This window comes from Rhizobium sp. BK399 (genome assembly GCF_014194695.1).
Lineage (GTDB): Bacteria > Pseudomonadota > Alphaproteobacteria > Rhizobiales > Rhizobiaceae > Rhizobium.
Window position 1 is genome coordinate 307,403 of sequence record NZ_JACIAH010000001.1, and the last position, 23,921, is coordinate 331,323.

The 23,921-nt window shown below is 60.9% G+C and carries 27 protein-coding genes; 21 read left to right on the top strand and 6 right to left on the bottom strand.

Going from position 1 to position 23,921, the window contains the following annotated elements; genetic code table 11:
• Nucleotides 1–140 precede the first annotated feature (140 nt).
• Both purF and FHT97_RS01585 read left to right on the top strand, forming a co-directional pair.
• Nucleotides 141–1,631 carry an amidophosphoribosyltransferase gene (purF, locus tag FHT97_RS01580; RefSeq protein WP_183859417.1) on the top strand — a complete coding sequence of 497 codons (1,491 nt, stop codon included), beginning with the start codon at nucleotides 141–143 and terminating at the stop codon, nucleotides 1,629–1,631.
• 79 nt (nucleotides 1,632–1,710) lie between these two features.
• A complete protein-coding gene (locus FHT97_RS01585) occupies nucleotides 1,711–2,451 on the top strand; it encodes an SDR family NAD(P)-dependent oxidoreductase (protein ID WP_183859419.1) in 741 nt (246 codons plus the stop codon).
• 7 nt (nucleotides 2,452–2,458) lie between these two features.
• On the opposite strand, the gene FHT97_RS01590 is transcribed toward FHT97_RS01585, so the two are convergent.
• Nucleotides 2,459–3,187, bottom strand: coding sequence for a GH25 family lysozyme (locus FHT97_RS01590; protein ID WP_183860715.1), 729 nt, complete (start codon nucleotides 3,185–3,187; stop codon nucleotides 2,459–2,461).
• A 371-nt stretch (nucleotides 3,188–3,558) separates the two neighbouring features.
• Here FHT97_RS01590 and cysS point away from each other — a divergent pair, with 371 nt between their 5' ends.
• The 6 genes from cysS to cimA are packed head-to-tail and all read left to right on the top strand — an operon-like array spanning nucleotide 3,559 to nucleotide 8,983.
• Entirely contained in the window at nucleotides 3,559–4,950 is a 1,392-nt protein-coding gene (cysS, locus tag FHT97_RS01595) for a cysteine--tRNA ligase (protein ID WP_183859421.1), read from the top strand.
• Nucleotides 4,947–5,423 (top strand): GFA family protein, encoded by a 477-nt coding sequence (locus FHT97_RS01600; protein WP_183859423.1) that lies wholly within the window; start codon nucleotides 4,947–4,949, stop codon nucleotides 5,421–5,423. The genes cysS and FHT97_RS01600 overlap by 4 nt, the downstream gene beginning before the upstream one ends.
• Nucleotides 5,420–5,908: a GFA family protein gene (locus FHT97_RS01605; protein ID WP_183859425.1), complete on the top strand. Its 489-nt coding sequence runs from the start codon at nucleotides 5,420–5,422 to the stop codon at nucleotides 5,906–5,908. Before FHT97_RS01600 ends, FHT97_RS01605 begins: the two co-directional genes overlap by 4 nt.
• Nucleotides 5,905–6,381, top strand: a complete 477-nt coding sequence (locus FHT97_RS01610; protein WP_183751600.1) for a GFA family protein — start codon at nucleotides 5,905–5,907, stop codon at nucleotides 6,379–6,381. The genes FHT97_RS01605 and FHT97_RS01610 overlap by 4 nt, the downstream gene beginning before the upstream one ends.
• Nucleotides 6,378–7,337, top strand: coding sequence for a prolyl aminopeptidase (gene pip / locus FHT97_RS01615; RefSeq protein ID WP_183751602.1), 960 nt, complete (start codon nucleotides 6,378–6,380; stop codon nucleotides 7,335–7,337). The genes FHT97_RS01610 and pip overlap by 4 nt, the downstream gene beginning before the upstream one ends.
• A 29-nt stretch (nucleotides 7,338–7,366) precedes the next feature.
• Nucleotides 7,367–8,983 carry a citramalate synthase gene (gene cimA / locus FHT97_RS01620; protein WP_183859427.1) on the top strand — a complete coding sequence of 539 codons (1,617 nt, stop codon included), beginning with the start codon at nucleotides 7,367–7,369 and terminating at the stop codon, nucleotides 8,981–8,983.
• A 3-nt stretch (nucleotides 8,984–8,986) separates the two neighbouring features.
• Here the strand turns inward: cimA and FHT97_RS01625 are convergent, their stop codons facing one another.
• Nucleotides 8,987–9,853 (bottom strand): methyltransferase domain-containing protein, encoded by an 867-nt coding sequence (locus tag FHT97_RS01625; RefSeq protein WP_183859429.1) that lies wholly within the window; start codon nucleotides 9,851–9,853, stop codon nucleotides 8,987–8,989.
• A 105-nt stretch (nucleotides 9,854–9,958) separates the two neighbouring features.
• On the opposite strand from FHT97_RS01625, the gene rarD reads away from it, so the two are divergent.
• Complete coding sequence (gene rarD, locus FHT97_RS01630; RefSeq protein WP_183751608.1) at nucleotides 9,959–10,873, top strand: EamA family transporter RarD; 915 nt, start codon at nucleotides 9,959–9,961, stop codon at nucleotides 10,871–10,873.
• Nucleotides 10,874–10,957: 84 nt separating this feature from the next.
• Here rarD and FHT97_RS01635 read toward each other — a convergent pair whose 3' ends face one another.
• Nucleotides 10,958–11,584 (bottom strand): TIGR00730 family Rossman fold protein, encoded by a 627-nt coding sequence (locus FHT97_RS01635; protein WP_183751610.1) that lies wholly within the window; start codon nucleotides 11,582–11,584, stop codon nucleotides 10,958–10,960.
• A 155-nt stretch (nucleotides 11,585–11,739) separates the two neighbouring features.
• On the opposite strand from FHT97_RS01635, the gene FHT97_RS01640 reads away from it, so the two are divergent.
• From FHT97_RS01640 to FHT97_RS01660, 5 genes are all read left to right on the top strand, one after another.
• Nucleotides 11,740–13,737, top strand: a complete 1,998-nt coding sequence (locus tag FHT97_RS01640) for a LysM peptidoglycan-binding domain-containing protein (RefSeq protein ID WP_183859431.1) — start codon at nucleotides 11,740–11,742, stop codon at nucleotides 13,735–13,737.
• 203 nt (nucleotides 13,738–13,940) lie between these two features.
• Nucleotides 13,941–15,818: an ABC transporter ATP-binding protein/permease gene (locus FHT97_RS01645; RefSeq protein ID WP_183859433.1), complete on the top strand. Its 1,878-nt coding sequence runs from the start codon at nucleotides 13,941–13,943 to the stop codon at nucleotides 15,816–15,818.
• A 128-nt stretch (nucleotides 15,819–15,946) separates the two neighbouring features.
• Nucleotides 15,947–16,645 carry a phosphatidylserine decarboxylase gene (locus tag FHT97_RS01650; RefSeq protein WP_016553405.1) on the top strand — a complete coding sequence of 233 codons (699 nt, stop codon included), beginning with the start codon at nucleotides 15,947–15,949 and terminating at the stop codon, nucleotides 16,643–16,645.
• Between the two features lie 17 nt (nucleotides 16,646–16,662).
• Nucleotides 16,663–17,511, top strand: coding sequence for a CDP-diacylglycerol--serine O-phosphatidyltransferase (gene pssA, locus FHT97_RS01655; RefSeq protein ID WP_114712176.1), 849 nt, complete (start codon nucleotides 16,663–16,665; stop codon nucleotides 17,509–17,511).
• Between the two features lie 159 nt (nucleotides 17,512–17,670).
• Nucleotides 17,671–17,811 carry a hypothetical protein gene (locus FHT97_RS01660; RefSeq protein WP_183751616.1) on the top strand — a complete coding sequence of 47 codons (141 nt, stop codon included), beginning with the start codon at nucleotides 17,671–17,673 and terminating at the stop codon, nucleotides 17,809–17,811.
• A 131-nt stretch (nucleotides 17,812–17,942) separates the two neighbouring features.
• Here FHT97_RS01660 and FHT97_RS01665 read toward each other — a convergent pair whose 3' ends face one another.
• The 3 genes from FHT97_RS01665 to FHT97_RS01675 are packed head-to-tail and all read right to left on the bottom strand — an operon-like array spanning nucleotide 17,943 to nucleotide 19,732.
• The gene (locus FHT97_RS01665; protein WP_183859435.1) at nucleotides 17,943–18,566 is read right to left on the bottom strand and encodes a LysE/ArgO family amino acid transporter; all 624 of its coding nucleotides are present in this window, start codon (nucleotides 18,564–18,566) and stop codon (nucleotides 17,943–17,945) included.
• A 38-nt stretch (nucleotides 18,567–18,604) separates the two neighbouring features.
• Nucleotides 18,605–19,369, bottom strand: coding sequence for an SOS response-associated peptidase (locus FHT97_RS01670; RefSeq protein ID WP_183859437.1), 765 nt, complete (start codon nucleotides 19,367–19,369; stop codon nucleotides 18,605–18,607).
• A gap of 42 nt (nucleotides 19,370–19,411) precedes the next feature.
• Nucleotides 19,412–19,732 carry a YnfA family protein gene (locus FHT97_RS01675; protein WP_183859439.1) on the bottom strand — a complete coding sequence of 107 codons (321 nt, stop codon included), beginning with the start codon at nucleotides 19,730–19,732 and terminating at the stop codon, nucleotides 19,412–19,414.
• An 88-nt stretch (nucleotides 19,733–19,820) separates the two neighbouring features.
• Between FHT97_RS01675 and FHT97_RS01680 the strand changes: the two genes are divergently transcribed.
• The 7 genes from FHT97_RS01680 to FHT97_RS01710 all read left to right on the top strand — a co-directional run bounded on the left by FHT97_RS01680 (nucleotide 19,821) and on the right by FHT97_RS01710 (nucleotide 23,885).
• Nucleotides 19,821–20,240: an NUDIX domain-containing protein gene (locus FHT97_RS01680; protein ID WP_183859441.1), complete on the top strand. Its 420-nt coding sequence runs from the start codon at nucleotides 19,821–19,823 to the stop codon at nucleotides 20,238–20,240.
• A 60-nt stretch (nucleotides 20,241–20,300) separates the two neighbouring features.
• Nucleotides 20,301–20,732, top strand: a complete 432-nt coding sequence (locus FHT97_RS01685; protein ID WP_183860717.1) for a TIGR02301 family protein — start codon at nucleotides 20,301–20,303, stop codon at nucleotides 20,730–20,732.
• Between the two features lie 100 nt (nucleotides 20,733–20,832).
• On the top strand, nucleotides 20,833–21,090 hold the full coding sequence (locus FHT97_RS01690; RefSeq protein ID WP_114712503.1) for a hypothetical protein: 258 nt from the start codon (nucleotides 20,833–20,835) through the stop codon (nucleotides 21,088–21,090).
• A 17-nt stretch (nucleotides 21,091–21,107) separates the two neighbouring features.
• Nucleotides 21,108–21,854 carry a hypothetical protein gene (locus FHT97_RS01695; protein ID WP_183859443.1) on the top strand — a complete coding sequence of 249 codons (747 nt, stop codon included), beginning with the start codon at nucleotides 21,108–21,110 and terminating at the stop codon, nucleotides 21,852–21,854.
• A 62-nt stretch (nucleotides 21,855–21,916) separates the two neighbouring features.
• Nucleotides 21,917–22,750 carry a folate-binding protein YgfZ gene (locus tag FHT97_RS01700; protein ID WP_183859445.1) on the top strand — a complete coding sequence of 278 codons (834 nt, stop codon included), beginning with the start codon at nucleotides 21,917–21,919 and terminating at the stop codon, nucleotides 22,748–22,750.
• Nucleotides 22,747–23,352 (top strand): HD family hydrolase, encoded by a 606-nt coding sequence (locus tag FHT97_RS01705; protein WP_183859447.1) that lies wholly within the window; start codon nucleotides 22,747–22,749, stop codon nucleotides 23,350–23,352. The genes FHT97_RS01700 and FHT97_RS01705 overlap by 4 nt, the downstream gene beginning before the upstream one ends.
• Nucleotides 23,349–23,885 (top strand): tyrosine phosphatase family protein, encoded by a 537-nt coding sequence (locus tag FHT97_RS01710; protein WP_183859448.1) that lies wholly within the window; start codon nucleotides 23,349–23,351, stop codon nucleotides 23,883–23,885. Before FHT97_RS01705 ends, FHT97_RS01710 begins: the two co-directional genes overlap by 4 nt.
• Nucleotides 23,886–23,921 lie beyond the last annotated feature (36 nt).

Here is a 23,921-nt window from a genome sequence, read left to right on the forward strand (position 1 = left end):
GCAATTGCCATTTGAGCGGAACGTGAATAAAGGTCCGGCCGGGCATCCGCTCTGCCGGGCCTCAGCCGTTTAAAGCGCATGATCACGGCGTCATGCTATGGAAAGCCGATCCATTCTTGTGAGAGCAAAGGCCCGCATCGATGAACCAGTCTCATTCCTTGACGCTCAATGACGAATTCGATGGAGACACGCTCCACGAAGAATGCGGCGTCTTCGGTATCCTTGGCCATGACGATGCGTCGACCCTGACGGCGCTCGGCCTGCATGCCCTTCAGCATCGCGGGCAGGAAGCAGCCGGTATCGTCTCTTTCGACGGACTGCGCTTCCACTCCGAGCGGCATATGGGCCTGGTCGGCGATCACTATACCAATCCGACCACCCTCGCCCGCCTCCCCGGCAATATCTCGATCGGCCACAATCGCTATTCCACAACAGGCGAAGTCGCGCTCCGCAACGTGCAGCCGCTCTTTGCGGAACTTGAAGTCGGCGGTATCGCTATTGCCCACAACGGCAACTTCACCAACGGCCTGACGCTGCGTCGCCAGTTGATCGCAGGCGGCGCCATCTGTCAGTCGACCTCCGATACGGAAGTCGTTCTCCACCTCATCGCCCGCTCGCGCTACACCTCCACGGCCGACCGCTTCATCGACGCGATCCGCCAGATGGAAGGCGGCTATTCGATGCTCGCCATGACGCGCACGAAGCTGATCGCCGCACGCGACCCCACCGGCATCCGTCCGCTTGTCATGGGTGAACTCGACGGCAAGCCGATCTTCGCTTCGGAAACCTGTGCACTCGACATCATCGGCGCGAAGTTTATCCGCGACGTCGAGAACGGTGAAGTCATCATCTGCGAGATCCAGCCTGACGGTTCGATCACGATCGACGCGCGCAAGGCCGGCAACGGCCAGCCGGAGCGCCTCTGCCTGTTCGAATATGTCTATTTCGCCCGCCCGGACTCGGTCGTCGGCGGCCGCAGCGTTTACGTGGCTCGCAAGAACATGGGTATCAACCTTGCCAAGGAAGCCCCCGTCGACGCCGACGTCGTCGTTCCTGTTCCGGATGGCGGCACGCCGGCCGCCCTCGGCTATGCGCAGGAAAGCGGCATTCCGTTCGAATACGGCATCATCCGCAACCACTATGTCGGCCGCACCTTCATCGAGCCGACGCAGCAGATCCGTGCATTCGGCGTCAAGCTCAAGCACTCCGCCAACCGGGCAATGATCGAAGGCAAGCGCGTCGTGCTCGTCGATGATTCGGTCGTGCGCGGCACAACCTCATTGAAGATCGTGCAGATGATCCGCGATGCCGGCGCCAAGGAAGTGCACCTGCGCGTCGCAAGCCCGATGATCTACTATCCTGACTTCTACGGTATCGACACGCCGGATCGCGAGAAGCTGCTGGCCAACCAGTACGACAGCCTCGAAGCCATGTGCAAATACATCGGCGCGGACTCCCTGGAGTTCCTGTCGATCAACGGCCTTTATCGCGCCGTCGGCGGCGAGGATCGCAACGATGCCCGTCCGCAGTTCACCGACCACTACTTCACCGGCGACTACCCGACCCGCCTCCTCGACAAGGACGGCGAGACGATGGGCCGCAAGGTTTCCTTGCTGGCGACCAACGGCTGATTGCCATTGGCTTTGACATTTGACCAAGGGGCGCTTATTGCGCCCCTTGCTTTTTCAGCTACGGGGGAACCAGGGGACCATGACACTGAACCTTGAAGGCAAGATCGCGCTCGTCACCGGCGCCTCCCGCGGCATCGGCTATTTCACGGCGCTGGAACTGGCAAAGGCCGGGGCACATGTGATTGCCTGCGCCCGCACCGTAGGCGGCCTTGAGGATCTCGACGACGCCATCAAGGCGGTCGGCGGCTCGGCAACCCTCGTTCCTTTCGACCTTGCCGACATGAACGCGATCGATGCTCTGGGCGCCTCGATCTTCGAGCGCTGGGGCAAGCTCGACATTCTCGTCGCCAATGCCGGTGTGCTCGGCGTGATCTCGCCGATCGGTCATGTCGAAGCAAAGACCTTCGAGAAGGTGATGAATATCAACGTGACCGCGACGTGGCGGCTGATCCGCTCAGTCGATCCGCTGCTGTCGCGCTCGGATGCCGGCCGCGCCGTCATTCTCTCGTCCGGCGCTGCGCACAAGTGTCGTCCGTTCTGGGGTCCCTACTCCGCGTCCAAGGCTGCCGTCGAGGCGCTTGCCCGCACCTGGGCCGGCGAAACGCAGCGCACGCCGCTCCGTATCACCAGCGTCGATCCGGGCGCGACCCGCACTGCCATGCGGGCCCAGGCCGTTCCTGGTGAAGATCCCGAAACGCTGCCGCATCCCTCCGAAGTCGCCAAGGCGATCCTGCCGCTGGTCGGCCCCGATGTGACCGAGACCGGCAAGCTCTTCATCGTGCGCGAGAACAAGCTGGTCGACTACCGCCTGCCGGAATAAGCCTGCGTCAGTTGGCCGTCAAAACCGGGAACAGGTGCGCGAAACCTGTTTCCGATGGGCACAACGCGTTGAGGTCAACGGGGCCTTGAATGCCCTCGAGCCTGCCGTTGTCGGCGAACTGCCAGATTGACCAGTCACCGCAATCGTTCTGGTGGGGCTCCTGCGCGATACTGCGCAGCCAGAGATAGTGATCGGGGAAGCGCGTCTCGTTTCCCTTGATGTACTGCTCGAAGAATTGCTGGTTCAAATAGAAGATCGGCTTGCCTGGATAGGCCCCATTCAGTTCGTCGAAGAAGGCTCTGATTTCCAGGCTCAGTTCGTCTGATGTCGGCACCTTGCCGCAATTGCCGGTGAATTCGAGATCAATCGCGATCGGCAGCGCATCCGCTTCGACCGGCACCGTTTCGATCAGATTGCGCGCCTGATCGCGGCCGGGGCGGCAGAAGGTGAAGAAGTGATAGGCACCGCGCACGATGCCTGCGTCTTTCGCGGCCTTCCAGTTTTCCGCAAAGCGCTTGTCGCGGTGGTCGCCGCCCTCCGTCGCCTTCATGATCGCGAAACGGACGGTCTGCTGACGCGCCAGGGCTTGCCAGTCGATGGCGCCTTGATGATGGCTGATGTCGATACCCTGTATGGGATAGTCCGCGAGCGTCGGGGAAGCGAATGGTGCCATGGCGCGATCGTATGCCAGATAGGATGCGACCGCGACAGCTAGAATCATCGCTGCGAGGACCATTCGATTGAGGTTTTTCACGTCAGGGAGCTTCCTCAGTTTCCTAGCGCGTTGTAGCAGAATTTTGTGGGGCTCGTGCGATTGGCACCGGCCCGGCCCTTCACTTCCGCTTCGGGCGTTCGGCGCTGCAATCGATTCACTGGATCGATTGCTCGGACTGGCGCCGGACCGCTCCTCACCCCCTTGACCAAACCCCGTTGGCGCGCCATAAAACCCGCCATGAAAACGGTTATCTGCATTATCTGCCGGAAGATTATTCGCTAGCGCGCTCGCTGGCCTGGCCGTTTTCGTCTCCTGAAAAGTCCAAGATGAGAAACGCCCCGGCCCGCCGGTGGTAGAGTTTTTTTCGGATCATTGCATTTGGGAGAGTAGACATGGCCGGCGCGCCAGACACTAAGAAGCCGGAACTGAAGCTTTACAACACGCTGACGCGCGAAAAGACGGCCTTTGCGCCGATCGATCCGCAGAACGTCCGCATGTATGTCTGCGGTCCGACTGTCTACGACTTCGCCCACATCGGCAACGCACGCCCGGTCATCGTCTTCGACGTGCTCTTCCGGTTGTTGAACCATGTATACGGCGGCGAGCACGTCACCTATGCGCGCAACATCACCGACGTCGACGACAAGATCAACGCACGTGCTTTGCGCGACTATCCCGCGCTGCCGCTCAATGATGCGATCCGCGCGGTGACGCAGAAGACCGAGAAGCAGTTCCTCGACGACGCCAAGGCGCTCGGCTGCCTTGAGCCCTCGGTCCAGCCGCGCGCGACCGACAATATTGCCAAGATGATCGAGATCATCGAAAGGCTGATCGCCAACGGCCATGCCTACCAGGCATCGGGCGAAGTGCTGTTCGACACGAAATCGATGGTCGATTACGGCCAGCTGTCGAAGCGCAATCTCGACGAACAGCAGGCCGGCGCCCGCATCGCCGTCGACGCGCACAAGAAGAACCCCGGCGATTTCGTGTTGTGGAAGCTCTCAAGCGACAACGAGCCCGGCTGGGAAAGCCCCTGGGGCCGCGGCCGTCCAGGCTGGCACATCGAGTGCTCGGCCATGAGCGAACGCTATCTCGGCGAAGTCTTCGACATTCATGGCGGCGGTTTGGACCTGATCTTTCCGCACCACGAGAACGAGATCGCCCAGTCGCGTTGCGCGCATGGCACCAAGGTCATGGCGAATGTCTGGATGCACAACGGCTTCCTGCAGGTCGAAGGCCGCAAGATGTCGAAGTCCGAAGGCAATTTCGTCACCATCTACGAGCTGCTGCACACCCAGAAGTTCGGCGGCCGCCAATGGCCGGGCGATGTGCTGCGTCTTGCGATGCTCATGACCCATTATCGCGAGCCGATCGATTTCTCGGTCAAGCGGCTCGAGGAAGCCGAACGCCTGCTCGCCAAATGGCCGGCGGCGGATGCGGCAGGCGCGCAGCCGGACGCCGCCGTGGTCAATGCCCTGGCCGACGACCTCAACACGGTGGCGGCAATCCAGGCATTGCACGCGCTTGCCCAATCAGGCAATCACGCCACATTCGCAGCCAGTGCCGCCCTGCTCGGCGTCCTGCCCGAAATGGCGGAGATCGACGAAGCGGTTGCCATCGAGATCGACCGCCGCGTCAAAGCGCGGCTGGAACTGCTGAAGGCGAAGAACTTCGCAGAGGCCGACAAGATCCGCGACACGCTGCTTGCAGAGGGCATCCAGCTCAAGGACGGCAAGGATGCGGCGAGCGGCGAACGCGTGACCAAGTGGGAGGTGAAGAGATGACCACCTACACCGGTGGATGCCAGTGCGGCGCGATCCGCTTCCGCGTTCGCGGGACGCTCAAGGATTCGTCCATCTGTCATTGCCGCATGTGCCAGAAGGCTTTCGGAGCCTATTACGCGCCGCTGGTTTCCGTTCGCGGTGCCGAATTCGAGTGGACGCGTGGCGAGCGCAAGCTTTTTCGCTCCTCCAACCTCGTCCAGCGCGGTTTCTGCGCGGATTGCGGCACGCCTTTGACCTACGAAGCGCCGGATGGAGTGGCGGTGGCGGCGGGTGCCTTCGACGACCCTTCCGCGCTTCCGCCTGTCATCCAGTTCGGCACCGAGCGCAAGATCGATTTCGTCGATCGCCTGCGCGACTTGCCTGCTCGCGAGACCGACGAGGACGCCGAGACTGCGCCCTTCCTGCACGACATCGTCTCCTACCAGCATCCGGACCACGACACGACCACCTGGCCTGAGGAGAGAGACTCGTGACAACGGTTGCGGCTCTGAGCGGAGGTTGCCAATGCGGCGCGGTTCGCTACCGGGCCGTTGGCGAGCTCGACTATCCGCACCTTTGCCACTGCCGCATGTGCCAGAAAGCGGCCGGGAACTACTTCATGCCGCTGGCCGCCGTCAAACGACGGGATTTTGCCCTGACGCGCGGCGAGCCAAAGTGGTTTCATTCGTCCGATATCGTTCGCCGCGGCTTTTGTGCCGACTGTGGGACACCGCTTTTCTATGATGTTCCGGACGCGGACTTCATCAACCTCGTGCTCGGTTCACTGGACGATCCTGATAGCGTCAAGCCGGTGATGCAATCGAACACAGGACGCAGGATGAGTTGGTTTCACGAGCTCGACGCTCTGCCCGTCGAACCGGAACCGGAAACGCCCGATCGCGAGAACGCGATTGCCGCCAGCAATCACCAGCACCCCGACCACGACACAGCCCATTGGCCAACCGGAGCCTCAGCATGAGCGAACCTATTCGAACCGGCGGCTGCCAGTGTGGCGCAGTCAGATTCCGTATCAGCGGCAAGCTTGGCCGCCCTTCGATCTGCCATTGCCGCATGTGCCAGAAGCAGTTCGGCGGCTTCTTTTCCGCGCTAGTGACAACGCCTGAGGAAGGCATGGAGTGGACGCGAGGTGAGCCAAGCTATTTCCAGTCTTCCATCAACATCGAGCGTGGCTTCTGCAAGGACTGCGGCACGCCGATGACCTACCGCCACCCGGGGGGCCTCGAGCTGGCAATCGGTACGTTCGACGATCGAACCGACCTGGCGCCGCAGATCCAGGTCAACTACGACGCACGCATTCCATGGGTCGAGACGATCTTCGACCAACCTGTCCACCAAGATCCGGATTATTACTCGCAGCAGGAGAAGATCATCTCCTTCCAGCACCCCGATCACGATACTGCAATCTGGCCAGCCAAAGGCGTCAAAATATGACTGAAGTGCTCCGTACCCTCTATCCTGAAATCGAACCCTACGCCTCGGGTCACCTCGATGTCGGTGACGGCCACAAGATCTATTGGGAGCGTTCGGGCACACCGGGTGCAAAGCCGGCGGTGTTCCTGCACGGCGGACCGGGCGGCGGTTTCTCGCCGAGCCACCGCCGTCTGTTCGATCCCGCTCTCTACGATGTGCTGCTGTTCGACCAGCGCGGCTGCGGCAAGTCCATGCCATACGCCGATCTCAACGCCAACACCACCTGGCATCTCGTCGCCGACATCGAGCGGCTGCGCGAGATGGCGGGTGTTGAAAAGTGGCAGGTGTTCGGTGGCTCCTGGGGTTCGACGCTGGCGCTTGCATATGCCGAGACGCACCCGGAGCGCGTGTCAGAGCTGGTTGTGCGCGGCATCTACACGCTCACCAAGGCCGAGCTCGACTGGTACTATCAGTTCGGCGTGTCCGAGATGTTCCCCGACAAGTGGGAGCGCTTCATCGCGCCGATCCCGCCGGAGGAGCGCCATGAGATGATGCTGGCCTACAATCGCCGGCTGACCGGCGCTGACCGGGCAGTTGCCCTTGAAGCTGCGCAAGCATGGAGCATTTGGGAAGGCGAGACGATCACTCTGCTGCCGGAGAAGTCCACCAGCGGCAAGTTCGAGGACGCCGACTTCGCCTATGCCTTTTCCCGGATAGAGAACCATTTCTTCGTCAATGCCGGCTGGATGGACGAAGGCCAGCTGCTGCGCGATGCCTACAAGCTGAAGGACATTCCCGGCGTCATAGTGCATGGCCGCTACGACATGCCCTGCCCGGCCAAATATGCCTGGCTGCTGCACAAGGCCTGGCCAACGGCCGAGTTTCATCTGATCGAGGGCGCCGGCCATGCCTATTCTGAGCCCGGCATCCTCGACAGGCTCATCCGCGCCACGGACAAGTTCGCCGGAAAGCAATAACAGGCCGCAAGGCTGACAGGACCACCATCATGACTCGCGAAAAGATCTACCTCTTCGACACGACGCTCCGCGACGGGCAGCAGACGCCCGGCATCGACTTCTCCGTCGAGGACAAGATTGCGATTGCGAGCATGCTGGATGAGTTCGGCCTTGATTATGTCGAAGGTGGCTATCCCGGCGCCAATCCGACCGATACCGCTTTTTTCAGTGAGAAGCGCACGACACAGGCTCGCTTCGTTGCCTTCGGGATGACGAAGCGCGCGGGCATCTCGGCTTCGAACGATCCCGGCCTGGCCAGCCTGCTGCAGGCCAAGAGCGACGCAATCTGTTTTGTCGCCAAAAGCTGGGATTACCACGTAAAGGTCGCGCTCGGCTGTACCAACGAGGAAAACCTCGAAAGCATTGCCGAAAGCGTCAAGGCCTGCGTCGCCGCCGGCAAGGAAGCCATGGTCGATTGCGAGCATTTCTTCGACGGCTACAAGGCAAATCCCGCGTATGCTATCGACTGTGCAAGGACGGCTTATGAAGCGGGTGCGCGCTGGGTCGTGCTCTGCGATACCAATGGCGGCACTCAGCCGCCGGAGATCCGTGCGATCATCGAAGCGCTAGTCGCCGCTGGCGTTCCGGGAAACTGTCTCGGGATTCATGCCCATAACGATACCGGCCAGGCGGTGGCCAATTCGCTCGCGGCTGTTGAGGCCGGTGTGCGCCAGATCCAGGGCACGTTGAACGGGATCGGTGAGCGCTGCGGCAATGCCAATCTCGTGACTCTGATCCCGACGCTGGCGCTCAAGGAAACCTACGCGCAACGCTTCGAGACTACGATCGACAACGACCGGCTGACCAACCTGACGCGGTTGTCGCATGCGTTCGACGAGCTTCTGAACCGCTCGCCCGATCACCAGATGCCGTATGTGGGCGCCTCCGCTTTCGCGACCAAGGCCGGCATTCATGCTTCCGCTCTGCTGAAAGATCCCCGCACTTACGAGCACGTGGCGCCTGACAGCGTCGGTAATTTCCGCAAGGTCATGGTCTCCGACCAGGGCGGCAAGGCGAACTTCATCAACGCCTTGAAGCGGCGGGGCATCGAGGTCGGCAAGGACGACCCGAAGCTCGACCATCTTATTGCGCTGGTCAAGGATCGCGAGGCGTCCGGCTATGCCTACGAAGGCGCCGATGCGAGCTTCGAGCTTCTGGCCCGCCGCACACTCGGAACCATCCCGGAATTTTTCTCGGTCGATGGCTTCCGCGTCATGGTCGAGCGCCGCTTCGATTCCCACGGCCGTGTGAAGATCGTCTCGGAAGCGGTCGTGAAGATCGTCATTGACGGGCAAACGATCATGTCGGTTGCCGAAGGCGACGGTCCGGTCAACGCGCTTGACCTTGCGCTGCGCAAGGATTTCGGCAAGTACCAACACGAAATCGACGATCTTGTGCTGGCGGACTTCAAGGTGCGTATCCTCAACGGCGGTACCGAAGCCATAACCCGCGTTCTGATCGAATCCACGGACAGCGACGGCGTTCGCTGGTGGACGGTCGGCGTCTCCGAAAACATCATCGACGCGTCGTTCCAGGCGCTGATGGATTCGGTGATCTACAAGCTGATGAAGAACCGCCAGCTGGCCGGCAAGATTGCCGCCGAGTAGGTTTCACGCACCGAAGACAAGGCCCCAATCGACTTCTGAATACCATTCCTTGCCCTGTCGCGGGCCTTTCCAGCGAAGCGCGCGAACCTGATCCATGCCACCCTTGTAGAAGGCGGCTTCCAGTCGCCTGTAGCTATCGAGCGCGCGCTTCACGGCTTCTCCCCAGACAAACGCAACTGGGCAGAGATACTCGGCTGCGTAACCATGTTCCTCGCGCCGGAACAGGAAGAATCCGGCATAGGAAGCAAGCCCCGTCGGCCCTCTCGCGTCGACATCGGGAACACCGAGCGGCAGGATGAGCCGGCCACCGACACGCAACCGCTCCACCCAGGCGTCAACGAGAAAGTGGATGGCGAAATTCACGTAGACGGCGTCTGTGGGCTCGCGCGGCCATTCGAGCCCGTCGCCGTGGACGACACGAACGTTCGGATAGGCGCGGAGATTTTCTTCTGCCCGCGTCGCCAGCTCGGCATCAAACTCCACGGCGGTCACATGGCCGCTACTGCCAACGAGCAGAGACAGGATCGCGGTATAGTAACCGCTGCCGGCGCCTACGTGGCAAACGGTGTCCCCCTCGCAGAGCGCCAGCTTGTGTATCCCCCGGGCGTGAAGGCTCGGGCTACCGTTGTTGATGTGCCGCCGATGCTGAAGCGCAAACAGTGCATCCTGATATACAGCTGCGGGATCGTCCGAGGCAATGTCGACATAACCGCCCCACCCCGCCATTTTCCACGGCGGCGGTCCAAGAAACCGCTCGCGCGGCACTGTCGCAAAGGCTCGCAGCAACGCCTCGTCACTGAGCACGCCTTCCTTCGAAAGCACCTGGGTGGCAAATGCCCTGCGGCTGTTCGCAAGAGCCTCGTCGTCCATGGTCCTCACCAGCGTGAAGGCCGGCATCCATTCACCGAAATGAATTGGCCTATTCACGTCCGTTAGGTTAAGCGGATCCGTAAAGAACAAATATGGAAACACTCGATGTCCGCCAATGCAAGCGCTCCGGTCGCCAAGAATGAAGACAGTCCACGCGGCTTCGCCTTTGCACTAACGGCCTATCTCCTCTGGGGTTTCCTGCCGATCTACATGAAGGCCGTGGCCCATATTTCTCCGGCCGAGGTCATCGCGCATCGCATTCTCTGGTCGCTGCCGCTGGCAGGCCTCGTGCTCATCGTGCTCGGCCGTACGCAGGACATCCGCACGGCCTTGCGGTCGCCGCGGATGCTGGCGATGGCGGCTCTGACCGCATCGCTGATCACGGTGAACTGGGGAACCTATGTCTGGGCGATCGGCACCGGCCATTCGCTCGACGCCGCACTCGGCTACTTCATCAATCCGCTGTTCAGCATCTTCCTCGGCGCCGTCGTGCTGAAGGAGCGGCTGCAACCACTACAGATCGCGGCCATCGTGCTCGCCGGTCTTGCGGTGGTTGTACTGGCACTCGATAGCGGCGGCCTACCGTGGGTGTCGCTGACGCTGACGATCTCCTGGGGTCTATACGCGCTGTTCCGCAAGACCTTGCCGCTTGGTCCGAACCAGGGCTTCTTTCTTGAAGTGCTGATCCTCAGCATTCCGGCATTCTTCTACATACTCTATCTCGAGCTTGGTACGGGCGAAGGGCACCTCTACCGCACGGGTCTGGCGGATACGGTGCTGTTGCTCGGCTGCGGTGTCGTCACCGCCGTGCCGCTCATGATCTACGCGAACGGCGCCAAGCTGCTGCGTCTATCGACGATTGGGATCATGCAGTACATCGCGCCGACGATGATCTTCCTCATCGCGATCTTCATTTTCCACGAGCCGCTCGGCACGGCGCGCATGATCGCCTTCCCGCTGATCTGGGCCGGCCTCGTTCTCTATAGCTGGGCGATGCTGCGCGGCAGCAGGGAGCGCTAAGGGGCGACCGAACGGGCGAGCGAACCAAAATACCGTTCTAACGTCAGAATCGACGGGACGCTGGTCCCTCGCCCCGGTGGCGCCCTACATCTTTGAGATCACCGCATCTTCGCCGTCGCGATCGACAGAGGCGATCTCGGCAGCTTGCGCCATGATGCCGGGGATGATTTCCGAAATGTCGTCGATGACAAGCGGCTGGACGCGATGGGCGGTGTGAACGAAGCCTTCGTCCGTCATATGCCGCAACAGCTCCATCATCGGATCCCAGAAGCCGCCGATGTTGGCGAATACCATCGGCTTCTCATGACGGCCGAGCTGTGCCCATGTCATGATCTCGACGATCTCCTCCAGCGTGCCTATGCCGCCGGGCAGCGCCACGAATGCGTCCGAACGCTCGAACATCGCATGTTTGCGCGTATGCATGTCAGGGGTTACAATCAACTCATTGAGCTGGCCGAGGGAATGGCGCGTAGCCTCCATGTCGATCAGGAACTCCGGAATGATCCCGGTTACCTGGCCCCCGTTCGAAAGCACGCCGCTCGCCACAGCCCCCATGATGCCTTTGGTGCCTCCGCCATAGATGAGGCGTAGGCCATACTCGGCGATTTCCTTACCCAGCGTACGGCCAGCGGCCATGTGGCGAGGATCGCTGCCCGGTCGCGAGCCGCAATAGACACAAATGGAGCGAATGGAATGAGATTGATCTGTCATACGGGCAAACAACTATTCTCTCTGGCTCCAGTCAAGAAAAATGACGGAAAACCTGTCTCTTACATTTGCCCGGCTACTTTGACTGCTTGTGCAAAGCAGCGGGAATCGCTAGCAATTTTAGGAAGTCCGGCAAGATTGCCGCCTGGGGAGACGTGATGATGAGAAACCGTGCCGGCTTGCTGGCTCTTGCAGTGCTTGTAGTCGCAATTCTTTTGATGGTATTTTTCGTCATGCCCCGCATCGGCGGAGACGCCGCAAAAGTTGGTGACGCAATCAACCAGGCCGGCTCCGAGGTGAAGAAGACGGTCACCGAATCGGCAAAGACATCCCGCCCCGCAGCTCCAGACGACGCCGCCACGACACAGACAGTCGGGCGCCTTGCTTCGGAAGCGGGCCAGTCGATTTCGGAACTTAAGGCGCTCTTTGCTGACGGCAAGGGCCCGACCCAGGAAGTTTTCGAAGCAGCTAAATCGAAGGCGACCACGTCTCTCCAGACTCTTGCAGATCTCGCGATCCCGGATGGCACGAATCCGGTCACGGCGGCTGCCGCCACCAAGGCCAAGGATGGCGCCGCCAAGGCTCTGACCATCATCAAGGCCTTGCCGGAAAACACTGCCGATGCGGCAATGGCGGTTGCAAAAGCTGAGGCGACGCTGACCGGCTCCACGGAAACTGGCACGGCGGCGAGCCAGCCGTCGCCGGCGGCTACCCCAACCGAAAATGCGAGCAACCTTCCGACGTTCGACGTGCTACGCGTCGAGCCGGACGGTTCTACCGTCATAGCCGGCTCGGCCGAGCCGAACAGCAAGCTTGAAATCGTCGACGGCGACACGGTCGTCACCACCACCAACGTCGGCCCGACCGGCGATTTTGCTGCGGTGCTGGACAATCCGCTTGCCGCCGGCGATCATCAACTCGTCCTCCGAGCCACCGGCAAGGACGGCAAAGCGTCGACATCTGAAGAGGTTGCCACCGTTTCCGTTCCGAAGGACGGCAAGAGCTCCGAACTGCTGGCGATGGTCTCCAAACCAGGAACTGCGAGCCGCATCATCACGGCACCCAAGCCAGACGCCCAGGTTGCCTCCAATGGCAATGTTGCGCCGTCGGATCAGCCTGCAGCTCCGGCCCAGACACCGAGTTCGACAGATGTTGCGAATGCGCCAGCAGCTGCCGGTGCACAACCCGGCCCTGCTGCGGCCGCTGATGTCATGGTCAACGCCGTCGAGATCGAAGGCGATAAGATCTTTGTCGCTGGCATGGCAAAGCCGTTGGCAAATGTGATTGCCTACGCGGACGACAAGATGATCGGCAAGGCAAAGGCCGGTCCAGATGGTCATTTCGTCGTCGATGGCGTCATGCCGCTTTCCGTCGGCGATCACAAGATTCGCGTGGACGTTCTCGATGACGCCGGCAAGGTCGCTGTTCGCGCCTCCGTCAATTTCAACCGTCCGGAAGGAAATCAGGTGACGGTTGCGGCGCAGGGCGCCGGCTCAACACCCGCAGCCTTACCCGCGACGGTGCCACTCGATGAAAGCGCACTTGGAAAGCTGAAAAGCGACGCCGCCAAGGCCTTCTCTCTGCTGAGCGGACTGTTCGCCGACGGCAAGATACCAGGCGCGGAGCAGCTTGCCGCCGCCCGCTCCGCCAACGAGTTCGCCCTGCGCGCCATCACAGAATTCCGCCCCGCAGCCGATGCGACTGCTGAGTTCAAGCAACAAGCGTCCACCGCAGCACAAACCGCTGCAGGGGCACTGAAGACGGTACAGGCCTTGCCGAAGGATGCGAAATCGGTTGGCGCTGCGTTGGCCCAGCTCGGTACTGATATCGCGCAATTGACGAGCCCTGCGCTGGTGCCAAGTGCGCCCGCGACGAACGAAGTCACAAGCGGTCAGGGCGAGCCGACGACGATCGAGCAGGCGCCGCTTGCTCCGAGTAACGAGACAGTCATTATCCGCCGCGGCGATACGCTCTGGCAGATTTCTCGACGTATCTACGGCGCCGGCGTTCGCTATACGACCATCTACGTCGCCAACGAGGACAAGATCACCAACCCGGACCGTATCCTGCCGGGCCAGATCTTCGGGCTTCCGAAGGATGCCCTGCCTAACGCAGAAGAGCTTCACCGGAAGCGGATGTCCGGCGAACATCTCTAGTACGCTGATACAATAAAAAGAGCGGCCGGACGGAGATCACGTCCGGCCGCTCTTTTCCTCTGGCGTCGATCTGTTGTATTGCTCCCGCCAACCCCTATATGGCGGTGACGACGATCATGTCCGGCGAAGCCTTTCGGCATTTCCGCCGCTCCCAAATTTGTCGGCAACGCAGCGCCATCAGCGCCTTTCGGCGGGAGATTCGCATGGCAAACGGCAAAACAGTCTCTGATTCCAACCTGCTGCGGACGCTGTTCAATCTCTGGCCCTACATGTGGCCGACCGGTCGTACCGATCTCAAGATGCGCGTCGTCTGGGCGTCGGTCTATCTGCTTGTCTCCAAGTTCGTCCTGCTGCTCGTTCCCTATTTCTTCAAGTGGTCTACGGATGCGCTGAACGGCAGGATGGACCTCGCCGGGAAAGTGCCGGACCTTTTCGTCGGGGCGACGGCGTTAGTGATCGCCTACAACGTCACGCGCCTCCTCCAACTCGGTCTGAACCAGTTACGCGATGCACTCTTTGCCAGCGTCGGACAACACGCCGTCCGGCAGTTGGCCTACAAGACGTTCGTGCATATGCACGAACTGTCACTGCGCTTTCACCTGGAACGAAAGACCGGTGGATTGTCGCGGGTCATCGAGCGGGGCACGAAAGGGATCGAGACCATCGTCCGCTTCACGATCCTCAACTCCGTTCCGACGCTGATCGAATTCCTGCTGACCGCCATCATCTTCTGGTGGGGCTATGGGTTTTCCTACCTCGCCGTCACCGCGTTCACAGTCTGGGCCTACATCTGGTTCACGATCCGGGCCAGCGACTGGCGCATCGCCATCCGCCGCACGATGAACGACAGCGACACCGACGCCAACACCAAGGCGATCGACTCTCTCCTCAACTTCGAGACGGTCAAGTACTTCGGCAACGAGGAGATGGAGGCCCGGCGCTTCGACAGGTCGATGGAGCGCTATGAGAAAGCGGCGACTGACGTCTGGACTTCGCTCGGCTGGCTGAACTTCGGCCAGGGCGTAATCTTCGGTCTGGGAACGACTGTCATGTTGATCCTGTCAGCCCTCGCGGTCCAACGCGGCGAACAGACAGTCGGCGATTTCGTCTTCGTTAACGCAATGTTGCTGCAGCTCTCCGTCCCGCTGAACTTCATTGGCTTCGTCTATCGCGAAATTCGCCAGGGGCTGACCGACATCGAGCAGATGTTCGATCTCCTTGAAGTCAAGGCCGAGGTGAAAGACGCACCCGATGCCGCCCCCCTGGATATCAAGCAAGGCGCCATCTCCTTCAAGGACGTGCATTTTTCCTACGACCCCGCCCGACCGATCCTCAAAGGCATTTCCTTCGAGGTGCCGGCCGGCAAGACCGTCGCAGTTGTCGGCCCGTCTGGGGCGGGAAAATCGACATTGTCGCGTCTGCTCTATCGTTTCTACGATATCCAGAGCGGTTCGGTCTCCGTTGACGGCCAGGATGTCAGGGCGGTGACGCAGAAGAGCTTGCGATCGGCGATCGGCATGGTTCCGCAGGATACCGTCCTTTTCAACGATACGGTTGCCTACAACATCCGCTACGGTCGCCCATCCGCCAGCGACGCAGAGGTAAAGACTGCCGCCGAAATCGCGCAGATCGCTCACTTCATCGATCTGTTGCCGGAAGGCTTTGACACCAGGGTCGGCGAGCGCGGCCTGAAGCTGTCCGGCGGCGAAAAGCAGCGCGTCGCAATCGCGCGAACGGTCCTGAAGGCGCCACCGATTCTCATCCTCGACGAGGCCACTTCTGCCCTAGACACCACGACCGAGCGAGACATCCAGACCGCGCTCGATGTGGTATCGAAGAACCGCACGACGCTGGTCATCGCCCACCGCCTGTCGACAGTCATCGGCGCCGACGAGATCATCGTTCTGAAGAGCGGCGAGATTGCTGAACGCGGCACCCACGCAGAACTCCTTCAAAAGAATGGCCTATACGCCTCGATGTGGAACCGACAGCGTGAGGCCACGCAGGCCGAAGAGCACCTGAAGCAGGTCCGCGAAAATGACGATTTGGGTATCGTGAACAGGCTTGCGCCCGCGAACTAGCCTGGCAATTCGACTGCTTTACTGTTCAGAAGCACGTCATAGATGTGGGTCGAGGAGGTGCGGCATTGCCGACGCCGCGGTTTCCTTGTAACCAGCGGTGAGAAAAGAACGCTAGGAGCGCGGTATAGATGAGCTTGTTCAATACGGTACGCAACACCATCGTCCCGGTGCACAAGGAAGGTTATCCCTTCATCGCCGCGTTCTTCGTCGCATCGCTGGTTTTGGGATGGATCTTCAAGCCACTGTTCTGGATCGGTCTGATCCTGACACTCTGGTGTGCCTATTTCTTCCGTGACCCCGAGAGAATGACGCCTCAGGACGACGATCTCGTCATCTCCCCGGCTGATGGCAAGGTTTCATCCGTCCAGATGGTCGTACCGCCGGTCGAGCTGAATCTCGGCAGCGAGCCGATGCTGCGCATCTCGGTGTTCATGAACGTCTTCAACTGCCACGTGAACCGCTCGCCGGTGCGTGGCCGGATCGTCAGCGTGAACTACCGGTCGGGCAGCTTCGTGAACGCTGAGCTCGACAAGGCGAGCGAAGACAACGAACGCAACGGCCTTGTCATCGAGACCAAGCATGGCCAGATCGGTGTCGTGCAGATTGCCGGCCTTGTTGCCCGACGCATCCTTTGCTGGGCAAACCCGAACGACCCGCTGGATGCCGGCGAACGCTTTGGCCTTATTCGCTTCGGTTCGCGTCTTGACGTATTCCTGCCGGCAGGCGCGGCGCCCCGGGTGACGCTCGGCCAGACGGCAATCGCCGGAGAAACCGTGCTGGCCGAATTCGGCTCAGCCAAGGGTCCGGTCGTCAGCCGTCGAAGCTAACAGCACTGGAGAGCGACATGGAAACGCCCTTCCCGCCCTTCGAACCGAACGGCCCTCCGGATGATTCGGGTCGCGGACCACGGCTTCGCGAAATTCCGTTTCGCCTTATCATTCCGAATCTCATCACGATTCTGGCGATCTGTGCCGGCCTCACCGGCATCCGGCTCGCCTTCGAGAACAGGTACGAGCTGGCGGTCGGCATGGTGCTTCTTGCCGCGTTCCTCGATGGGATCGATGGGCGAGTAGCGCGCCTTATGAAGGCAACGTCGAAGTTCGGCGCACAAATGGACTCGCTGGCTGATATCGTGAATTTCGGCGTCGCGCCGGCGCTCGTTGTCTATGTCTTTGCGCTCGATCAGGCCCGTTCGATCGGCTGGATCGCCGCCCTGATCTATTCCATCGCCGCGGGCCTTCGTCTGGCGCGCTTCAACGTCATGGCCGAGCGTGAGAATAAGGCATCGTGGCAGTCGGAGTATTTCGTCGGTGTGCCCGCGCCGGCCGGCGCGATGCTCGTGCTGTTGCCGGTCTACCTCGGCTTCCTCGGCCTCACGACGGATCGCACCTTCGCCTATCTCTCCTCCGCCTATACCGTGCTGATCGCCTTCCTGCTCATCAGCCGCCTGCCGGTCTGGTCCGGCAAATCCGAAGGCAGCAGGCTGCGGCGTGATCTCGTGCTGCCGGTCATGCTTGGCGTCGTTCTATACGTCGCCCTGCTGTCGAGCTTCACCTGGGAGGTCATGGTCGTGACCGCGGTGCTTTACCTTTGCACGCTGCCGTTCGGCGCCCGGAAATGGAAGCGCAAATACGGCACGCTGACGATCGAGGAACCCGGCGTCGGCGAAGACGATATCGGACGCCACATCTGACACTTTCCCGCGCTCCTTGCGGACATAGGCCTGACTCAAGCCTCGCGAATTATGCATTGGATTCATAATTCCTGATATGCGGCGCCTCGATTTTGTCGCTATTGCAGGCAAAAGAGCAATAAATATAAGAGTCTAGGGACAGCACGTGAGGAGAGTATTGTGACCCCGAAGAAGACAAGCGTCGAACAGCCGGCAAAGTCGGACCTCAGCGCTAACTACCGCCCGCTCGGCCTGAAGGCCGTCCTTGCGGCCGCCCTGATGCTCAAGAGCAAGCCACCGCTCGTCAAGAAGCTCGCCTAGCGATCGAAGCCGCCATAGCGGCAGACAACGACAGCCCAGAGCGGGCTTCTATTTCCGTCATCGAATTGAAATTGCAGCGCGCGTCTGATGACGCGCGACTGATTGTTACTGCTTGCCGACAGGCCGGAAGCCTAGGCCGGGTGGAGGAAGCGGACGAGCAGACTGATTGCCAGCAGTCCCATGACAATGCCGATGATGACGTCAAGGACCCGCCAGGCGGCTGGCCTTGCAAAGATCGGCTGCAACAGCCGAGCGCCGTAGCCCAAACCGAAAAACCAGATGAACGACGCGGTCGCGGCGCCGATGCCAAAGGCGATGCGATCCACTCCGTTGTAGGCGGCGGACAGGCTGCCGATCAGGACGACCATATCGAGGTAGACATGCGGGTTTAGGAACGTGAAGGTCAGGCAGGTTGCGACGGCTGCCTTCAGACCCAGTGGTCTCGGAGAATCAGCCTGCATTGCGCCCGGGTGAAAGGCCCTGCGAAATGCCACCACGGCGTATGAACCGAGGAAGATTGCCCCCCCTATCGTCACGACTGAGAGCAGAATTGGCGATTGAGCAACGAGGGTGCCTAGCCCGCCAACGCCGGCCGCAATCAGCGCTGCATCCGACAGTGCGCAGATGAGGCACAAGATGAAAACATGCGACCGGAGCAGACCCTGGCGCAGGATGAATGCGTTCTGCGCTCCGATCGCGATGATGAGCGAGGCGCCAAGGAAGAAGCCGGCAAGTGCGGCCGAAATGGAGATCATGGAATGTTCCGGAAAAATGATGCGGTGGGATTATCGGATTAGAAGAAGCTGAGCTGGCCGTCGTCCGGCTTTTTCTTTTCGGGCCGCGACGGCGGCTTTTCCACGCTCACCCTATCTTGCAGATCAGCGCCCATATTGGCGACTTTGTTGACCTTGTCGGAAACGGGGATTGCCTCGAAAAAATCCTCCTCAACCGGCCTCATCAGGTCGGCAACGTCGCGCGGTTCTTGCGTCTTGCAATCCAACCAGCGGGAAAAGTCTTCGGGTTTGATGACGACAGGCATGCGGTCATGGATCGGAGCGATCGCCGCATTCGCCGCAGTCGTCAGGATCGCGCCGGTATCGACTTCCGAACCGTCGGCAGAGGACCACGTCTCCATCAGGCCCGCGAAGGCGACGACACCGCCGCGGCGCGGCCTGATCCAGTAGGCCTGGGACTTCTCGCCGCTCGCCTTGCTCGGGCGATGCCATTCGTAAAAGCCGGAGGCAGGGACGAGGACGCGCCGGTGGCGCATGGCGGCGCGAAAGGAGGCCTTGCCGATCGCAGTTTCGGCGCGGGCGTTGATCAGCAGCGGAAACTGCTTCGGATCCTTCACCCAACCGGGCGTAAAGCCCCAGCGCACGAGCACCGCGCGCCGTTCCGGAAGGTTGCTGCCCTTTTCGCGGGTTTCATCCGAGACGACAATGAGGACGGGTTGGGTCGGGGCGATGTTGTAGCGCGCGGGAAAGTCCTCGAGATCCATGATCCCGAGGATTTCCTTCAATTCTTCAGGGGATACCGTCAGCGCATAGCGTCCACACATAGGAGTGTCTTTGCACTCCGATCCGCTGCGGTCAAGGTTCGCTCAGCTGCGCGGCGCGAACAGGATCATGGCGGTGCCGCAGAGGCAGACGAGTGCACCACCGATGTCCCAGCGGTCGGGGACACGGTTTTCCACAATCCACAGCCAGATCAGCGAAGCCACGATATAGATGCCACCATAAGCGGCGAAGGTGCGGCCAGCGGCCTCAGTTGGCACGAAGGTAAGGAGCCATGCAAAGAGCGCCAGAGACACCATGCCCGGCGCTAGCCACCAGGCGGGCTTTGCCATCCGCAGCCATGCCCAGAAGGCAAAACAACCGGCAATCTCGAACACTGCAGCAGCGGCATAGATGATATAGGTCACGACAGCTCCTTCGAATCGCCGAGTTCAATATATCCGGTGGAACGGCGGCGGCGCCAAGCAAGCCAACACAAGATCGACGTGGCATCCCATGAGTTCAATTCCGAAGGCCGCATCCTCGGCTATCCTCCAGCGTGGAGACCGGTTCTTGCTCGTGCTCCGGCGCAATCCGCCGTCGGCCGACATGTATGCGTTCCCCGGCGGACGGGCTGAGCCCGGCGAGACGCCCGAGGAAGCTGCCTTGCGCGAACTCGAGGAGGAAACCGGCATAACAGCTCACAGCCCTGAGCTCTTCGCGACATACGATCTGAAGACACATGCCGCCGACGGCGCTGTCGTCAGCCACTTCTTTCTGTCGGTATTTCGCGTCGAGGCCGACGGGGCCGCCATCGCAACCGCAGCCGACGATGCGGCTGCTATCGGCTGGTTCACCGTTGAGGAAATCCGCCGGCTGCCAGTGCCGCAAAGCGTGCTGGAATGTGCCGAACGGCTGGCATCCAGTGGTGAATAAGACAGTGGAAATTCTTGACCGCGCCTTGTTCCCGTCACGGTCAGAGTATCAACTATGAGCATGATTCCCGTTCGACGCGTGTTCTTGTCTCTTGCACTATGCGCAAGCGCCGCCCTACCCGCTCCCGTACGGGCACAGGGTCTAACGCCGACAGTGTTGCCGGAGGAAAATGCGCCAAAAACGGTCACCGTTCCCTACGACGACAAGCTTTCGCGGCTTGCCGAAGTATTGGGGTCGGTTCACTACCTGAGAACTCTCTGCAAGGCGGAAAACAGCGGCGAGTGGCGCGCGCGAATGCAGCAATTGCTTGATTCAGAGGCCAAGGACGAGCCGCAACGCAAGGAACAACTCACTGCCGCGTTCAATCGCGGCTACCGTGCTTTTGCGTCCGTTTATACGGATTGCACGCAGGCAGCCATCGTGGCAGAAGAGCGATACCGTAACGAAGGTGCAACACTTGCCACAGAAATTACGTCGCGGTTCGGAAATTAACGGTTAATTAACCTCTTTTCACTGGCGGCCGTGTCGTTTTGGGAAAAGGCTGATAAGGTTGTTAACTACGCAGTAAGGCATGCAGTTTGAGGAAATGACAATGGAACCAAGCCTCAATGACATCGACGACATGATCGTTCATGAGAAGACTCAGGCGGCCTTGGAGTACCATAACGAAGCCTGGGCCGACGGCATGGCAGACGGGATCGAACCCGAGATCATTGCCGATACAGCAATCATCCATGCGCTACGTGAAACCATTCGACTTCATGGCGAAAACAGCGCGGAAGCGCTATTGGAATCCTTACGCGAGCGCATGCTCGCCGGCGAGTTTTCTCCGACCCGCACCCTGCAATAACGATCACAGAGAGTTTCATGCATTCCGCTAGGGACAATGCTTCGCGGCCCGCGATCGTGCCGCTTTTGCTTGCAATCGGCCTTAGCGCCAGCAGCTTTCTGACCGGGACGTCAGCCCTGGCACTTTCCGAGCTGCAAAAGACTCAAGGACAAACTGAACAGAGCGCTCCCGGGCAAGGCGGCGACAAGCAGGCGCCCTCTCCGACCGCGCCCGGCGTGCCGATGCCCGACCCGTTGGTCAACTCGCAGGCCGGCCAAGGCAACGACAAGACGCCCGGCGCGCAGGACAACTCGAAGCCTGTCGAGGTCATCTACGATATCAGCAAGGTTCCTGAGCCCGTTCGCAAGATGCGGGAACAGATCGTCGAGGCTGCCGCTTCCGGCGATCTCGAGCGGCTGCGTCCCCTGCTCGGCACTGGTGCCACGCAGACACAGGTAACGGTCGGCGAGCCGACGGACGACCCGATCAGCGCGCTGAAAGACCTGTCGGGTGATCCCGAAGGCGATGAGATCCTGGCGATCATGCTTGACGTCATCTCAACCGGCTTTGTCCACGTGGGTCAGGGTACGGCTGACGAGATGTACGTCTGGCCCTACTTCGCCGAAAAGGATCTGAAAGCTCTCACGCCTCCCGAGCGTGTTGAATTGCTGCGAATCGTGACGGCCGGCGACCTTTCCGACATGCAGGAATTCGGCGGCTATAATTTCTATCGGCTGGGCATCACTCCCGACGGTAAGTGGAAGTATTTCACCGCCGGCGACTGAGACTTGCGATCCCCTCAGCGAAGACATACTTCTGAGCGATAACGAACGCGACAGGTGCCGCCATGCCAGCCGTATTTCTGAAGAACCGCTCGCTCGTTCACGTCGGCGGCTTGGAGGCTCAATCCTTCCTGCAGAACCTGATAACCACGGATATTGCCTCGCTTCCAGCCGACGAGGCGCGGCCGGGCGCGCTGTTGACCCCTCAGGGCAAGATCCTGTTCGACTTCATGATCTGGCGGGACGGCGATGGGTTCGTCCTGGAGACCGACGACCATCAGCGGGACGCGCTGCTTAAGCGGCTGACGATGTACAAGCTGAGGGCAGCCGTCGACCTATCGACCGCCGGCGAAGGTGTCACCGTTTCCTGGGAGGGCGAAAGCAAGGGGCCTGTCGACAGCCGCTTTGCCAAGGTCGGTCTTTCGCTCGTTCGGCAGCCGGGGCAGCACGGAATTGATGACCTCGACGCCTACCACGCCGTGCGTATTGCAAACGGAATCGCCGAGTCGGGACAGGACTATGCACTTCAGGACGCATTCCCGCACGATGTGCTGATGGATTTCAACGGTGGCCTGTCCTTCAAGAAGGGCTGCTATGTCGGCCAGGAGGTCGTCTCGCGCATGCAGCATCGTGGAACTGCGCGCCGTCGCGTTGTCACGGTGAAGGCCGAGGCGACCCTGCCACCTTCCGGCACGGAGATCACCGCTGCCGGCAAACCGGTCGGCACGCTTGGGTCGGTCGTGGGGAACGGCGGCCTTGCGATCGTTCGTATCGACCGTGCGGGAGAAGCCATGGCTGCCGAAACGCCACTGCTCGCAGGCGACATCCCCGTAACCCTGGAACTGCCTGCCTGGACCGGGCTGACATTTCCGTCAACGGCGGACGAGGCCAGCGCGTGACGGTAAAGGCGCCGCGCGCGTGGCAGCGCATGCTTTCCGGCCGCCGGCTTGATCTGCTCGACCCTTCACCACTCGACGTTGAGGTGAGCGACATCGCGCATGGGCTCGCGCGCGTTGCCCGCTGGAATGGACAGACGTCGGGAGACCATGCCTTTTCCGTCGCCCAGCATTGCCTTGTCGTGGAGGATATCTTCCGTCGGCTGAACGACACGACAGCCGATCAATGCCTGATGGCGCTGCTCCACGATGCACCCGAATATGTCATCGGCGATATGATTTCACCGTTCAAATCGGTCGTCGGCGGCGGATACAAGGCCGTCGAGAAGCGGCTGGAGGCTGCGGTACACCTTCGCTTTGGCCTGCCACCCCACCCGACACGCGAACTCAAGGAGAGGATCAAGAAGGCCGACACCATCGCCGCCTACTTCGAAGCAACACAGCTTGCCGGGTTCACACCGGCTGAGGCGCAGAAGTTCTTCGGCCAACCGCGCGGGATCACGAAAGACATGCTTCTAATGACACCGCTCCCGGCCGTCGAGGCGCAGCGCCTCTTTTGCGAGCGCTTCGAGACGATCGAGGCCATGCGGGGCAGCAAAGCATGACCACGATCGTTGTCGCCCCTCTCGCCAGGATCGCCGAGATGGCGGTCAGGCACGGCGCGCGTGAGATGATCAGCCTGATGGCGAAGGAGCAGGCCTTTCACCGCCCTGCGGTGATCCAGGCGCACCGGCACTTGCTCCTCAACATGAACGACATCGCCTTCAAGGGAACCGGAAACCTTGTCGCGCCGGATGAAACCCATGTGCGGCAGATCATCGATTTCACCCGTGATTGGGATCGGGTTGCGCCGCTGCTGATCCATTGCTGGATGGGCGTCTCCCGATCACCCGCGGCAGCCTTGATTGCCGCCCTCGCCGTCTTTCCGGAACAAGAGGACATGGTGCTCGTTCGCCGGCTTCGCGCTGCCTCGCCCTTTGCCACACCGAATACACGGCTGGTTCAGATTGGTGACGACGTGCTCGGACGACGGGGACAGCTCGTGGCCGCGGTTCGTTCCATCGGCAGGGGCGCGGACGCGGATGGAAACGCGCCTTTCGCACTCACTTTGAACGACCAAACCGCCGGAACGTTTTGAGTCGATACCGGTTAACCCTCTAGAAGAGGTTGATCG